12 protein-coding genes are annotated in these 13,417 nt (G+C 74.9%); 4 read left to right on the forward strand and 8 right to left on the reverse strand.

The features are described from left to right. The first annotated feature begins 280 nt into the window (after positions 1-280). Both K4G22_RS03695 and K4G22_RS03700 read left to right on the forward strand, forming a co-directional pair. Positions 281-3,733 (forward strand): DNA polymerase III subunit alpha, encoded by a 3,453-nt coding sequence (locus K4G22_RS03695; RefSeq protein ID WP_228078219.1) that lies wholly within the window; start codon positions 281-283, stop codon positions 3,731-3,733. Then, a complete protein-coding gene (locus K4G22_RS03700; RefSeq protein WP_228078220.1) occupies positions 3,730-4,815 on the forward strand; it encodes a DNA polymerase Y family protein in 1,086 nt (361 codons plus the stop codon). The genes K4G22_RS03695 and K4G22_RS03700 overlap by 4 nt, the downstream gene beginning before the upstream one ends. A gap of 32 nt (positions 4,816-4,847) precedes the next feature. Here the strand turns inward: K4G22_RS03700 and K4G22_RS03705 are convergent, their stop codons facing one another. Beyond that, a complete protein-coding gene (locus K4G22_RS03705; RefSeq protein ID WP_228078221.1) occupies positions 4,848-5,414 on the reverse strand; it encodes an AAA family ATPase in 567 nt (188 codons plus the stop codon). Between the two features lie 23 nt (positions 5,415-5,437). Between K4G22_RS03705 and K4G22_RS03710 the strand changes: the two genes are divergently transcribed. Then, on the forward strand, positions 5,438-6,091 hold the full coding sequence (locus K4G22_RS03710) for an HAD family hydrolase (protein ID WP_228078222.1): 654 nt from the start codon (positions 5,438-5,440) through the stop codon (positions 6,089-6,091). Between the two features lie 101 nt (positions 6,092-6,192). Here the strand turns inward: K4G22_RS03710 and K4G22_RS03715 are convergent, their stop codons facing one another. Next, a complete protein-coding gene (locus K4G22_RS03715) occupies positions 6,193-7,068 on the reverse strand; it encodes a pentapeptide repeat-containing protein (RefSeq protein ID WP_228078223.1) in 876 nt (291 codons plus the stop codon). A 107-nt stretch (positions 7,069-7,175) separates the two neighbouring features. Next, on the reverse strand, positions 7,176-8,021 hold the full coding sequence (locus K4G22_RS03720) for a phytanoyl-CoA dioxygenase family protein (RefSeq protein WP_228078224.1): 846 nt from the start codon (positions 8,019-8,021) through the stop codon (positions 7,176-7,178). A 91-nt stretch (positions 8,022-8,112) separates the two neighbouring features. Between K4G22_RS03720 and K4G22_RS03725 the strand changes: the two genes are divergently transcribed. Beyond that, a complete protein-coding gene (locus K4G22_RS03725) occupies positions 8,113-9,021 on the forward strand; it encodes a helix-turn-helix domain-containing protein (protein ID WP_228078225.1) in 909 nt (302 codons plus the stop codon). 65 nt (positions 9,022-9,086) lie between these two features. Here the strand turns inward: K4G22_RS03725 and K4G22_RS03730 are convergent, their stop codons facing one another. The 5 genes from K4G22_RS03730 to K4G22_RS03750 all read right to left on the reverse strand — a co-directional run bounded on the left by K4G22_RS03730 (position 9,087) and on the right by K4G22_RS03750 (position 13,368). Then, entirely contained in the window at positions 9,087-9,821 is a 735-nt protein-coding gene (locus tag K4G22_RS03730; protein WP_228078226.1) for an urease accessory protein UreD, read from the reverse strand. Next, complete coding sequence (ureG, locus tag K4G22_RS03735) at positions 9,818-10,528, reverse strand: urease accessory protein UreG (RefSeq protein WP_228083934.1); 711 nt, start codon at positions 10,526-10,528, stop codon at positions 9,818-9,820. The genes K4G22_RS03730 and ureG overlap by 4 nt, the downstream gene beginning before the upstream one ends. A 40-nt stretch (positions 10,529-10,568) precedes the next feature. Next, the gene (locus K4G22_RS03740; RefSeq protein WP_228078227.1) at positions 10,569-11,246 is read right to left on the reverse strand and encodes an urease accessory protein UreF; all 678 of its coding nucleotides are present in this window, start codon (positions 11,244-11,246) and stop codon (positions 10,569-10,571) included. Positions 11,247-11,309: 63 nt separating this feature from the next. Continuing rightward, entirely contained in the window at positions 11,310-13,043 is a 1,734-nt protein-coding gene (locus K4G22_RS03745) for an urease subunit alpha (RefSeq protein ID WP_228078228.1), read from the reverse strand. Continuing rightward, complete coding sequence (locus K4G22_RS03750; protein ID WP_228078229.1) at positions 13,036-13,368, reverse strand: urease subunit beta; 333 nt, start codon at positions 13,366-13,368, stop codon at positions 13,036-13,038. The genes K4G22_RS03745 and K4G22_RS03750 overlap by 8 nt, the downstream gene beginning before the upstream one ends. Positions 13,369-13,417: the final 49 nt, after the last annotated feature.

A 13,417-nucleotide genomic window follows, 5' to 3' on the forward strand; every position in this document is an offset into this window, starting at 1 on the left:
AGGTAAAGAGATGGCCACATTTTCCTCACAGGCCACTTCGGCACCACCCGCCTCCCCCGTTTCAGCGTCGAATCGCACACCGGTCCGCCAACTCCACCACTCCGTCGCGAAGCTGACGACGGGGCACTTTTTCAGCCACCCTCCCCGCCGCCCAAGTTATCGATCATGAGTTCGACCCATGTCGCTGACCAGCAGGGACAGGGTTTACAGTAATCGAACTGAGGTGCGATAAACGCCTGGGTCACTGGCTGGAACGGGGGCGGAGCGAGGGAGGTGCGGCATGGCGGGCTTCGTCCACACCCATGTCGCGTCCGGGTACTCGGCGCGGTACGGCGCCGCCCATCCCGAGCGGCTGGTCCTGAGGGCGCGCGAACGCGGCATGACGGCGCTCGCGCTCACCGACCGGGACACCGTCACCGGCGCCGTCCGGTTCGCCGAGTCCTGTGCCGAGCACGGGATACGTCCGGTCTTCGGCGTCGAACTCGCGGTGGAGGCCAGCGCGCCCCCGCCGCCCGCGGCCCGCCGGCCCCGCACCCCGGCGCGCGGGGGTGCCCATGTCGGGGAGCCGCCGCTGCGGTTCACGCTGCTCGCCAGGGACCGGACGGGGTGGGCCCGGCTCTGCCGGATCACCTCGGCCGCCCATGGCACCTCGGCCGGCGGGGCGCCCGTGGTGCCCTGGCGGGCGCTGCGCGAACACGGCGGCCCCGGGCTGACCGTGCTGCTCGGCCCGGTCTCGGAGCCGGTGCGCGCGCTGACGGTGGGCCGGGAGGACGTCGCGGTGAGGCTGCTGGCGCCCTGGCGGGAGATCTTCGGCGACGGGATCAGGCTGGAGGCCGTCGCGCACCACCGCCTCGGCACCGGGCCCGGATCGCTGCGGCTGGCCGCCCGCACCCTGGCGCTGGCCGACCGCACCCACACCACCGCCGTGCTCTCCAACGCCGTCCGCTACGCCGACCGGGAACAGCACCGCCTCGCCGACGTCCTGGACGCCGCACGGCTGCTGCGGCCCGTCGACCGGCGCCGGCTGGACAGCGGACAGCGCTGGCTCAAGAGCGAGCGGGAGATGGCGGAGGTCGCGCGCCTGATCGCCGAGTGCGCGGGCGCCGACGCCCGGCGGGCCCACCGGCTGCTGGCGGACACGGCCGCCACGGCCGCCGCCTGCGTCGTCGACCCGGCGGCCGATCTGGGGCTCGGCCGGCCGCACCTCCCGGAGCCCGAGGCGCTCGGCGCCGACCCGGGCCCCGGCGGCACCGCCAGGATGCTGCGGCAGCGGACCGAGGAGGGGCTGGCCCGCCGGGGGCTGGGCCGGGACCCGGCCGCCCGCGACCGGCTCGAAGCGGAACTCGGCGTGATCTCCCGACTGGGCTACGACGCGTACTTCCTCGCCGTCGGCCAGGTGGTGGCCGATATCCGGGCCAAGGGCATCCGGGTCGCCGCCCGGGGCTCAGGGGCGGGGTCGCTGGTCTGCCACGCCCTGGACATCGCGACCGCGAACCCTCTCGACCACCGGCTGCTGTTCGAACGCTTTCTGAGCGAACGCCGCGCGTCGCTGCCCGATATCGACATCGACGTGGAGTCCGCCAGACGGTTGGAGTGCTACGACGCGATCTTCGAACGGTTCGGCCCGGAGCGGGTCGCGGTCACCGCGATGCCCGAGACCTACCGCGCCCGCCGGGCGCTGCGGGACACCGGGCTCGCCCTCGGCATCCCGCCGGCGGACGTCGACCGGATCGCCAAGAGCTTCCCGCACCTGCGGGCGTCCGACATCTCGGGGGCGCTCGCCGAGCTGCCCGAACTGCGGGAGCTGGCCGCCGAGAAGGACAGATACGGGCCGCTGTGGGAGCTCGCCGAGGGCCTCGACTCCCTGGTCCACGGCATGGCCATGCACCCCTGCGGCGTGGTGATCAGCGACGCGAAGCTGCTGGACCGGCTGCCCGTGCGGCCGACCCCGCAGGGCGACTACCCCATGGCGATGGCGGCGAAGGAGGAGATCGAGAAGCTGGGCAACATCAAGCTCGACGTCCTGGGCGTCCGGATGCAGTCGGCCATGGCCCACGCCGTCGCCGAGCTGGAACGGGCCACGGGCGACCGCGTCGACCTGGACGATCCGCGGCAGGTACCGCTCGACGACCCCTTCGCGTTCAAGCTCATCCAGGAGAGCGAGACCCTCGGTCTCTTCCAGCTCGAATCGCCTGGCCAGCAGGACCTGCTCTCCCGGCTCAAGCCGCGCGATCCGCAGGACGTCATCGCGGACATCAGCCTCTTCCGGCCGGGCCCCGTCGCCGGCGGGATGCCCGAGCGGTATGTCGCCGCCCGGCACGGCGGCGCGCCGGCCTACGCCCACCGGGACCTCGAACCGGTGCTCGCCGACACCTACGGGGTGACCATCTGGCACGAGCAGGTCATCGAGACGCTGTCGGTGCTGACCGGCTGCGACCGCGCGCTGGCCGAGGTCGCCAGGCGCGCGCTCGGGGACCGGGAGCGGCTGCCGGGGATCAGGGACTGGTTCCACCGCACGGCGGGCGAGCGCGGCTACTCGGCGGCGGTCAGGGACGAGGTGTGGAAGACCGTCGAGTCCTTCGGCGCCTACGGCTTCTGCCGGGCCCACGCGGTCGCCTTCGCCGTGCCCGCGTTGCAGAGCGCCTGGCTCAAGGCGCACCACCCGGCGTTCCTGCTGGCCGGTCTCCTGGAACACGACCCGGGCATGTGGCCCAAGCGTGTCCTGGTCGCCGACGCCCGCCGCCGCGGCGTGCGGGTCCTCCCCGTCGACGTCAACAGGTCCGGGGTCCGGCACGCCGTGGAGCGAACCGACGAGGGGCCGTGGGGGGTGCGGCTCGCGCTGGCCTCGGTGCACGGCATCGGCGAGGAGGAGTGCGCGCGGATCGAGGAGGGGCAGCCCTATGACTCGCTGTCTGACTTCTGGCAGCGGGCGCGGCCCAGCCGGCCGGTCGCCGAACGCCTCGCCGAGGTCGGCGCGTTGGGCACGCTCCACGACGGGCGCCGCACCCGGCGGGACCTGCTGCTGGAGATCGCCGAACTCCACCGGGCCGCCCGCGCCAGGACCGCGGGCCCGGGGCAGCTGCCGCTCGATGCCGGCGCCCCGGGCGGGGGCGGGCCGAGCGGCCTGCCCGAGATGACCGGCAGGGAGGCGCTCGGCGCCGAACTCGGCACCCTGGGCATCGACGTCTCGCAGCATCTGATGGAGCACCACCACCGGCTGCTGCGGGAGATCGGCGCGACCGACGCGGCGCATCTGGCGGAGCTGCGCCCCGGCCAACGGGTCCTCGTCGCCGGCGCGCGCGCCTCGACCCAGACCCCGCCGATCGCCAGCGGCAGACGCATCATCTTCGTCACCCTTGAGGACGGCTCAGGGCTGGTCGACCTGGCGTTCTTCGAGGACTCCCACCCGGCCTGCGCGCACACCGTCTTCCACAGCGGGCTGCTGCTGGTCCGGGGCACGGTCCAGGTGCGCGGCACCCGCCGCACCGTGGTGGGCACCATGGCCTGGGACCTCGAACGGATCGCCGCCGCCCGCAGGGACGACGGCCCCGAGGCCGCGCTCGCCCTCCTCGGCGCCGACCGGCCCCACCCGACGCCCGCCCAGCCGGGGCGCACCCTGACCGACGGCACCGCGGGGGCCAGGCTGCACCCGTACGCCGATCTGCGGCCCGCCGGCAGCCCCTCGATCGACCTGCGAAAGTTCGGCCACACCAGCCCGGGGAGCGCCGGATGACCGGGGAACGCCGGACGGACCCACGGCCGCGTTCACGTCAGCGGCATATCGCCCACCTCGCCCTGACCGCGCCCGACACCGACACCGACGCCGAGACCGACGGGGAACGGTACGCCGACATCGTCGACGTGCTGTCCGGGATCACCCCGCATGTCAAGGCCGTCCCGCCGGACGCCGTCCAGCTCGACCTGACGTCGGCGCTCCGCTACTTCGACCTGTCCCCCTACCACGTCGTCCAGTTGGCGCAGCTGCGCCTGAAGGCCCTGCACGGCGTCGACGCCGGCGCCGGGCTCGCCGGCAACCGCATGCTGGCGGCCATGGCGGCCGACACGGCCGCGCCGGGACACACCGTCTGGGTCCCCGCCGAACGGGCCACCGCCTGGCTGCGCCCCCGTCCGGTCACCGCGCTGCCCGAGGTCGGCCGGTCCATGGCGACCACCCTGGGCAGATACGGGCTGCACACCATCGGCCAGATCGCCGACCTGCCGGCGGCGACCCTGCAACGTCTCCTCGGCGTCGGCCGGGCACGGCTGTTGACCGAACGCGCCCACGGCCACGACCCCCGTCCGGTCGTCCCCGACGAACCGGCCGCGCGGCTGACCGCCGAGCTCGCGCTGGAGCGGGACTGCCTCGATCCGGAGCGGCAGCACCGCTCGGTGCTGGGGCTCGTCGAGCACCTCGGTCACCGGCTGCGCGGCGCCGGCCAGGTCGCCGGCCGCGTCACCCTCACGGTGCGGTACGCCGACCGTTCCACCAGCACCCGCGCCCACCGGCTGGCGGAGCCGACCGGGCACTCCCCCGCCCTCGCGTCGGCCGCCCTTGGGCTGCTGGCGGGGCTCGGGCTGCAACGCGCCCGGGTGCGCGGCTTCACCGTCCGCGCCGAGGAGCTGCGGCCCGCCGACACCGCCCATCGTCAGCTCTCCCTGGACTCGGGAGACGACCGCGCCAGGGCCGCCGAGGCGGTGGCGGACCGGATCCGCCGCCGGTTCGGGGCGGCGGCCGTGGGGCCGCCGTCCTGGTACGGCCACCCGGACCAGCCACCCAGGGTGGTCGCCTCGACCACCGCGCGGTGGTCCCCCTGAGCGCCTGACGGCCCGTCAAAGTCAGCTCGGAGTCAGCCGGCTTCGGGCGCCGGCAGGCGGCAGCGCCCGGTGGCCAGCGCGGCGCGCACCGCGTCGGCGGTGACGCCCTGGGGCTGCCCCGTGCTGTCCAGAACGTGGTGCTCATAGCGACCGAGATCGGCGAACTGTCGATACATCTCCTCGATCGGGCCAGGATCGGTCAGCGGATGATCGCGCCTGCTCGTTCCCCGTTCCAGGGTGGTCTCCCGATCCGGGCGCAACACCACATAGTGCGGCGTCTCGCCGAGCGCTCGGACGGTCTCGGCCCGGAAGGGCTCGACGAACCACGGGCCGATCACGCCGTCGACCACCGTCAGATAGCCACCGGCGGCATAGCCGGCCGCCGCCCGCGCCAGCACGCCGACCACCACCTCGTTCTGGTGCCGCGCCGCCGGCAGATACGGCGGCACGGCGTCGTCCCCGAGCACCGCCCAGAAGTCGTCCGCGTGCAGCCAGGCGCTGCCGGGCTCGCCCGGCGCCTCGGTCAGCGACCGCGCGACGGTGCTCTTGCCCGCTCCGGGTGGGCCGCTCAGCAGGACGACCGCTCCGCTCCCTGTCACCCCAACAGGTTAGGGTGCCAAGCGTGGCTATCCCCTTCGACCTTGTGATCTTCGACTGTGACGGCGTGCTGGTGGACAGCGAGCCGCTCGCCCTCCGGGTCTGTCTCGACCTGGGGGCCGAGCTGGGCTGGCCGCTGACCGAGGGCGAGGTCGTCGACCGCTTCCTCGGCCGCTCCGAGCGGGCGGTCCAGGAGCAGATAGCCGAGCGCCTCGGCGCGGAGAAGGCCGCCCGCTGGGGCGAGGAGTACCAGCGGCGCCTCGCCCTTCTCATCGACACGGAGTTGACCGAGGTGGACGGCGTGACGGAGGCGCTGGACGCGCTGACCGTGCCGCTGAACTGCATCGCCTCCAGCGGCAGTCACGAGAAGATGCGCCACACGCTGGGCCGCACCGGGCTCCGCGAGCGGTTCGACGGCCGGATCTTCAGCGCCGGCGAGGTGGCCAGGGGCAAGCCGGAGCCGGATCTGTTCCTGCACGCGGCGGCGCGGATGGGGGTCGATCCGGCGCGCTGCGCGGTGGTCGAGGACAGCCAGTACGGGGTGCGCGCGGCCCGCGCCGCCGGCATGTACGCCTTCGGCTACGCGGGTGGCCTCACCCCGGCCGACTGGCTCGCCGGGCCCGACACCACCGTCTTCGACGACATGCGCAAGCTGCCCGCGCTGCTGAGCGGTCGCTGACGCCCGTGGCGCCCTCGGCGCGTGAGCCGCTGCCGGAGCGGTTCCGCCGGGTGGCGGCCTCGCCCTGAGCAGCGCACCAGGGCCCTCGCGACGCGGGCGGGTCAGCGGCCCCTGCGGGGCCGGGGGCGCGAGCCGCCGGTCCAGTGGGCGGGGCGGGCGAGCCCGTCGGGGATGGTGGTGTCGGCGTCTCCCCGCGCGGCGTCGAGTTGGGGCCGGGTGACGAAGAGCGCGCCGGCGAGCCGGGCGCCGCGCAGGTCGGCGTCCCTGAGGTCGGCGCCGATCAGATCGGCCAGGCCGAGGTCGGCCTGGCGCAGGTCGGCCGCGATCAGCAGCGCGCCCCGCAGGTTGGCGCCGCGCAGATCCGCCCGGCGCAGCCGGGCGCCGACCAGATCGGCGCCCCTGGCGTACCGCCGCTGGGCCGGCTGCCCGGCCCTGGCCAGTTCGCTGGCGCGCAGCAGCAGCGTGTTGACCTCGGCCCGGTGCGCGGCCACGTCAAGGCCAAGCAGCGTCTCCGCCTCGGCGGCGGCCAGGCGTTCGGTGGCGGCCAGCGCCTCGTTCAGCGCGGGGCGCAGCGGGCGCGCGGCGGGCAGCTCCTCGGCCTGGGTCAGATACCAGAGCAGCTCGTGGAGTTGCCGTTGCACGGGGAAGACGGCGAACATCAGGCGCGCGGTCCCCGGGTCGTCGCGCCAGCTCCGGCCGCCGAAGGTGTGCTGGGAGATCCGCTGCCCGGCGCCGAAGCAGTCGAAGACCGCGCAGCCCGCGTAGCCGCTTCCCCGGAGGTTCGCGTGGATCCCGCAGCGGGAGTCGGCGCCCAGCCGGGGGCAGGGGTGACCGGCGTCCTTGCTGTGGGCGAAGTCGGCGGAGGCGGCGAAGGGCAGCGCGACACAGCACAGGCCGTGACAGGCGGCGCAGTCGCCCACCAGGTCGAGCCGTCGACGGGTGCCCGCCGTGACGGGCGTGGTCTCGTTCGCCGCCACGTGCCACTCTCCCCTCGTCCCCCTCGTCCCCCTCGTCCCCCTCGTCGCCGCCGGGCGCCGCCGTCCTCATCCTGCCAGCCGTCGCACGGCCCCCGGCGGCCAGGGCCTCAGTGCGGGGCGTCCCGGCCGACCTGGTCGAACTCGGTGCCGCAGGGCCCCGCGCCCTCGCTCTCCGGCAGCCGGACCCGTTCACCGCTCATCGTCAACGTGGGGTACCAGTCGCCGATCCGCTCGGCCGAGCGGCCGACGTAGTGGCAGATGAACGAGCGGCGGTAGCGGTCGGTGGTGCGGTTGGGCTGCGAGCCGTGCACCAGGCTGCCGTTGAAGAAGAGGACGTCCCCGGGGGCCATGTCCACCGGCACCGACGAGAGCCCAGGCGGCGGGGGGACATACTCGCGGACAAAGGACAGCGTGGGATCGGCCTCTTCCGGACAGAAGAGGTCCATGTCATGCGTGCCGGGGACCACTTCAAGACCACCGTTGTCCCGGTCGATCAGATCGCAGGCGATCCAGGCCGCCACACAGGTGCCGGGCTCGACCCGGAGATAGAAGTTGTCCTGGTGCGGCGCCTGTCCCCTGGCGCCCGGTGGCTTGAAGTAGTACATGCTCTGCGCGGCGAGCGGCTCCTCGCCGAGCAGCCCTTCGAGCACCGTGCGCAGCCGGGCGTCCAGCAGCCAGCGCAGCGCCAGCGCGCTGATCCGGTGCGGGTGCATCACCCGGGGCCGGTACAGCAGCGGATCGTCCGGCTCGCCGGCGGCCGGCTCCCTGGGTTCGAAGTGCCCGGGCACCGGGCCCCGTTCGGCCAGCTCGTCGAACTCGGCCCGCAGCTCGTCGATCTCGGCGGCGCCGAAGAGACCGCGCAGCACCAGGAAGCCCCGCTCCTGGAAGAGCTGCCGCTCCCCCGCCGGCAGCCCCTGGGCATCTGGCAGGATCTGCCTCTCTGCTGTTGACATCTGATCGCTCCCTCTCCCTATCAGTGTCTGGTCACGTCCGTTGATGTCTGTTTCTTGACGGTAGGCCCGCCCCACGGCCAGGAGGATGCCCATGACCGCCGCGCACCTGCCCGAAGCCGCTGGCCCGCCGCCGGGGCTGCTGACCGTCGGCTACTTCGACGAGCGCCCCGGCTACGCGGTGCACCGGCCGCGCGGCGCGGACAGCTGGCTCTTCACCTGGACCGTCGCCGGCCATGGCGAGCTGAGCCAGGGACCGGCCGAGGCGCGGGCGGCGCCGGGGGACCTGGTGGTGCTCGGGCCGCGCGCCCCGCACCGGTACGCGGTGGCGCCGGACGCCGAGCGCTGGGCGTTCTGGTGGGTGCACTGCCAGGCCAGGCCGGGCTGGGGCGACTGGCTCAGGCCGCATCGGATCGCCGAAGGACGGCTCTACGCGGTCAGCCCGGTGCCCGAGGCCAACCGGGAGCGGATCGCCGGCGCCTTCGCCCGGATGCGGTCCGACGCCCGCTGGTCCGGCTACGGGGCTCCGCCGCCGCCCGAGCCGGCGGCGGAGCCGGGACGGGCCGCGGTCGCGCACGGCTCGGCCGCGCGCGAGCTGGCGCTCGGCGCGGTGGAGGAGATCGTGCTGCTGGCCGGCGCCCGCTCGCCGACGGACGGCGTCGACCCCCGGGTGCGGCGGGTCGCCGCGCTGATCGCGGCGGACCCGGGCGCGCCGCACACCCTGGCGTCGCTGGCGGCGCCGGTGGCGCTGTCGCCGTCCCGGATGGCGCACCTGTTCGCCGAGCAGCTCGGCGTGCCGCCGATGCGGGCCCTGCGGGAGGCCAGACTGCGGCACGCCGCCCGGCTGTTGGAGGAGACCGAGCTGACGGTCGCCAGGGTGGCCGCCTCGGCCGGCTTCGTCAGCGCCTTCCACTTCAGCCGCGCCTTCCGCGTCCGCTACGGCGTCCCACCCAGCGACCACCGGCGGCGCTCCGGCGGATCCTCGCCGCCCGACGACGGCTGAGCGAACGTTCCCCACGCCGGTCGCCGGGCGTCGCCCGCGGGGGGCCACGCCCCGCCCCCGGAGGGCTACGCGTTGGCCAGCGCGCGGTGCAGGGCCAGGGCGTCGGGGGCGACCGCGCTGGTCAGGGTGGCGGGGCCGGCCAGGGGCGCGCACACCGCGCCCTCGCCCAGCAGCCTGGGCGCGGCCTGTTGGCCGTCCAACGCCGGGTCGACCACCAGGAGTTGGCCGACCGCGCGGTTCCCGTCCAGCACCGCGCCGCCGTCCCAGCCCGGCGCGTCGGGGCCGCAGCGCAGCTCCTGGTCGAGCAGCGGGCGGCCGTCGCGGACCACCGTCAGCCGGCTGGCCAGCCGGCCCGGCTCCTCGTCGGCCCGGCCCAGCACCACGCTCTCCCGCAGCAGAAGCCGGGCGGTGGGCGCCAGTTCGACCCGGGTCAGCTGGCGCAGCTCGCTGCCGGCGGCGGAGATCAGCGGCTCCGGCATCCAGTGCAGGACGGCCCCCGCGCCGACCCGCAACGTGATCCGGTAGCGCGCGGGGACGGGGTCCCGTCCGGGCAGCGCGATGGTGGCGGCGGCCGAGGTGACGCGCAGCGCGGCCCCGGGCAGCAGCTCGACCGTCAGCTCGATCCGGTCCCCGCCGAGCGGCGCGCTCATCGCCCCCACCAGCGTGACCTGGCTGAACGAGGGGTCGTCGGCGCGGGTGCGGCGCACCGCCAGCGGCCCGTCGCCGGCCAGCACCGGCAGCGCGCCGCCGGGCGCGGCGACGATCCTGGCGTGCGCGGCGACGGCGGCCCTGCCGGTCACACCCCGGCACCGGCCGCCGGCACGGCGTGCCAGGCGGTGAGCCGTTCCCGCACCCAGGCGGCGATCGGCGCCACCCCGTCCTCGGCGGTCAGCGAGGTGAACACCACGGGGAGCTCGCCGCGTTGCGCCCTGGCGTCGCGGGCCATGGCGGCCAGGTCGGAGCCCACATGCGGGGCCAGGTCCGTCTTGTTGACGACCAGCAGATCGGCCGTGGTGATCCCGGGGCCGCCCTTGCGCGGGATGTCGTCGCCCGCCGCCACGTCGATCACGAAGATCTGCGCGTCGACCAGGCCACGGGAGAAGGTGGCGGTGAGGTTGTCCCCGCCGGACTCCACCAGCACCAGATCGAGGGGCCCGGTGGCGGCCTCCAGCTCCTCGACCGCCTCCAGGTTGGCCGAGATGTCGTCCCTGATCGCGGTGTGCGGACAGGCGCCGGTCTCCACGGCCGCGATCCGCTCGGCCGGCAGGACCGCGTTGCGCAGCAGGAAGTCGGCGTCCTCGCGGGTGTAGATGTCGTTGGTGACCACCGCGATGGCGAGCCGCTCGCGCAGCGCCCGGCAGAGCGCGGCGACGGTGGCGGTCTTGCCCGAGCCGACGGGCCCGCCGAGCCCCACGCGCAGGGCCCGCCGGCTGCCGTCGGGCCGGCGGGGATCGGCGGCCCGGTAGGTGTGGCGCTGGGGATAGCTCTCGGGATGATCGCGGTGCACGGCGAACTCCTTCACGGATCAAGGCTGTTCGGGGCTGAGGTCAGGAGGCGAAGAGGCGCACCGGCCAGTCGGCGTGCTGTTCGGCGGCGATCTCCAGCAGCGGCGCCGCGCCGGCCGGCAGCGCCTCGGCGCCCAGCGCGGGGTACTCCTCGGCGGCCCGCACCGCCAGCGCCGCCACCTCGTCCAGCTCGGGGGCGAGCTCGGCGAGCGTGGCGGTGGCGTCGAAGGGGTCGAGGCCGAGCAGCCGCACCACGGCGGTGGCCGGCGCGCTGACCGCGTCGTAGCAGGCGGCCAGCGCCACGTCCCCCGGGCCGAGCCCAGCGGCCCGGCCGACCAGGCCGAGCACCACCGGCTGGTGCAGGCCGCCCGGGTGGGCGGCGGCCAGCGCGTCCCACTCCTCGGCCGGCCAGGTGGCGCGGGCCGCGCGCAGCAGCTGGCGGCCGAGGCGGCGGGCGACCGCGCGCAGCGCGGGCGAGGGGGTGCGGGCGTCAGCCGCCGCGTCGAGGCCGGCCGGCTCGGCGCCGGCGTTGGCCGCGGCGGCCAGCGCGGCGGCGACCTGGCCCGCGGTGTGCAGCCGTCCCCGGCAGAACGCGGTCAGCGACGCGGGGTCGCTGATCCGGCCGGCGCGCACCGCCGCCTCCGCGCCCCCCGAGTGGGCGTGCGCGCCGGCCGGGAACCGGCCATCGGCGAGCAGCAGCAGGGCGGCTCCCGCACTCATCGTCCTCGCCTCGCTCAGCATGCGGTCGGAATCAGGAAATCAGGAACAGGACCAGGAACAGCGTCAGAAGAGGAAGTAGCGCTGGGCCATGGGCAGTTCCTCGGCCGGCTCGGGGGTGATCGGCTCGCCGTCGACGGTGACGGTGAAGCTGTCGGGGTCAACCCGCACCTCGGGCCTGGCGTCGTTGAGCCGCATGTCCGCCTTGGTCAGCCGCCTGGTGTCGCGGATCGGCACCAGCGGCTTGCCCACCCCATACCGTTCGGCCAGCCGCCGGTCCAGGCCGTCCGCCAGGGCGAGTTCGGTGACGAAGGTGACGGAGTTCCCGGCCGGCGCGCGGCCCAGCGCGCCGAACATCGGCCTGGCCAGTTGGGGTTGCGGGGTGGGGATGGACGCGTTGGCATCGCCCATCCGCGCGTGGGCGATCTGGCCGCCCTTGAGCACCAGTAGCGGTTTGACACCGAAGAACGCCGGCTCCCAGAGCACCAGATCGGCCAGCTTGCCCGGCTCGACGGACCCGATCTCGCCGTCGAGCCCCTGCGCGATCGCCGGGTTGATCGTGTACTTGGCGACATAGCGACGGGCGCGCAGGTTGTCCGCCCGCCCGTCGCCCGGCAGGGCGCCGCGCCGCCGCTTCATCACATGCGCCGTCTGCCAGGTGCGCAGCACCACCTCGCCGACCCGGCCCATCGCCTGCGAGTCGGACGAGATGATGGAGATCGCGCCCAGATCGTGCAGCACGTCCTCGGCGGCGATGGTGGACGGCCTGATCCGCGACTCGGCGAAGGCCAGGTCCTCGGGCACGGACGGGTTGAGGTGGTGGCAGACCATCAGCATGTCGAGGTGCTCGTCGACGGTGTTGACGGTGTGCGGCCGGGTCGGGTTGGTGGAGCTGGGCAGCACGTGCGGCTCGGAGACGACCGTGATGATGTCGGGCGCGTGCCCGCCGCCGGCGCCCTCGGTGTGGTACGCGTGGATGGTCCGGCCCGCGATGGCCGCCAGCGTGTCGCCGACGAAGCCGGCCTCGTTGAGGGTGTCGGTGTGGATGGCCAGCTGGGCCCCGGTGGCCTCGCAGACCGTGAGACAGGCGTCGATCGCCGCCGGGGTGGCGCCCCAGTCCTCGTGGATCTTGAACCCCACGGCGCCGCCCCGCAGTTGGGCGCGCATCGCGTCGGCCGAGACGGTGTTGCCCTTGCCGAGGAGCCCGATGTTGAGCGGCAGCCCGTCGAGCGCCGCCAGCATCCGCTCCAGATGCCAGGAGCCGGGCGTGACGGTGGTCGCCTTGGAGCCCTCGGCCGGCCCGGTGCCGCCGCCGACCAGCGTGGTGATGCCGGAGGCCAACGCCTCGTCGGCGATGCCGGGGGCGATGAAGTGCACATGCGCGTCGATCCCGCCGGCGGTGACGATCCGCCCGTTCCCCGCGATCACCTCGGTCTCAGGGCCGATCACCAACTCGGGGTGCACCCCGTCCATGGTGTCCGGGTTGCCCGCCTTGCCGAGCGCGGTGATCCGGCCGTCCCTGATCCCGAGGTCGGCCTTGACGATGCCGGTGTGGTCCAGCACGACCGCGCCGGTGATCACGGTGTCGGGGGTGCCTTCGGCGCGGGTGGCGCGGGACTGTCCCATGGACTCCCTGATCACCTTGCCGCCGCCGAAGACCGCCTCGTCCCCCGCCCGTCCCGGGCCGCCGCTGAGGTCGTCCTCGATCTCGATCAGCAGATCGGTGTCGGCCAGCCGCAGCCGGTCGCCCGTGGTCGGTCCGAAGAGGTCGGCGTACCGCTGCCTGGTCAGCTCAGCCATGGTCGGCCTCTCCCGCGCCGTCCAGCGGGCCGCCGGCCGCGCCGCGCAGCCCCGGCACCACGCGCCGGCCCGCCAGCGGGACCAGCTCCACCTCGACGGGGATGCCGGGCTCGAACCGCACGGACGTGCCGGCCGCGATGCCGAGCCGCTGCCCCCAGGCCGCCGCGCGGTCGAACGTCAGGCCGGGGTTGGCCTCGGCGAAGTGGTAGTGCGAACCGACCTGCACGGGCCGGTCGCCGACGTTGCGCACGGCGAGGCGGGTGACGGGGGCGCCCTCGTTCAACGGCACCGGTGTCTCCGCGAAGAGGATCTCTCCTGGGATCACGTCGATCGGCCCTTCTCCGGGCCCTGGTTCGGGCACCGGTCGGATACGA

The organism is Streptomyces profundus, from assembly GCF_020740535.1.
Taxonomy (GTDB): Bacteria; Actinomycetota; Actinomycetes; order Streptomycetales; family Streptomycetaceae; genus Streptomyces; species Streptomyces profundus.

Excerpts from the sequence above, each read along its gene's own strand:
- K4G22_RS03745 (WP_228078228.1), bottom strand. The coding sequence starts at position 13,043 with ATGGCTGAGCTGACCAGGCAGCGGTACGCCGACCTCTTCGGACCGACC.
- K4G22_RS03725 (WP_228078225.1), top strand. The coding sequence starts at position 8,113 with ATGACCGCCGCGCACCTGCCCGAAGCCGCTGGCCCGCCGCCGGGGCTG.
- K4G22_RS03740 (WP_228078227.1), bottom strand. The coding sequence starts at position 11,246 with ATGAGTGCGGGAGCCGCCCTGCTGCTGCTCGCCGATGGCCGGTTCCCG.
- K4G22_RS03720 (WP_228078224.1), bottom strand. The coding sequence starts at position 8,021 with ATGTCAACAGCAGAGAGGCAGATCCTGCCAGATGCCCAGGGGCTGCCG.
- K4G22_RS03695 (WP_228078219.1), top strand. The coding sequence starts at position 281 with ATGGCGGGCTTCGTCCACACCCATGTCGCGTCCGGGTACTCGGCGCGG.
- K4G22_RS03700 (WP_228078220.1), top strand. The coding sequence starts at position 3,730 with ATGACCGGGGAACGCCGGACGGACCCACGGCCGCGTTCACGTCAGCGG.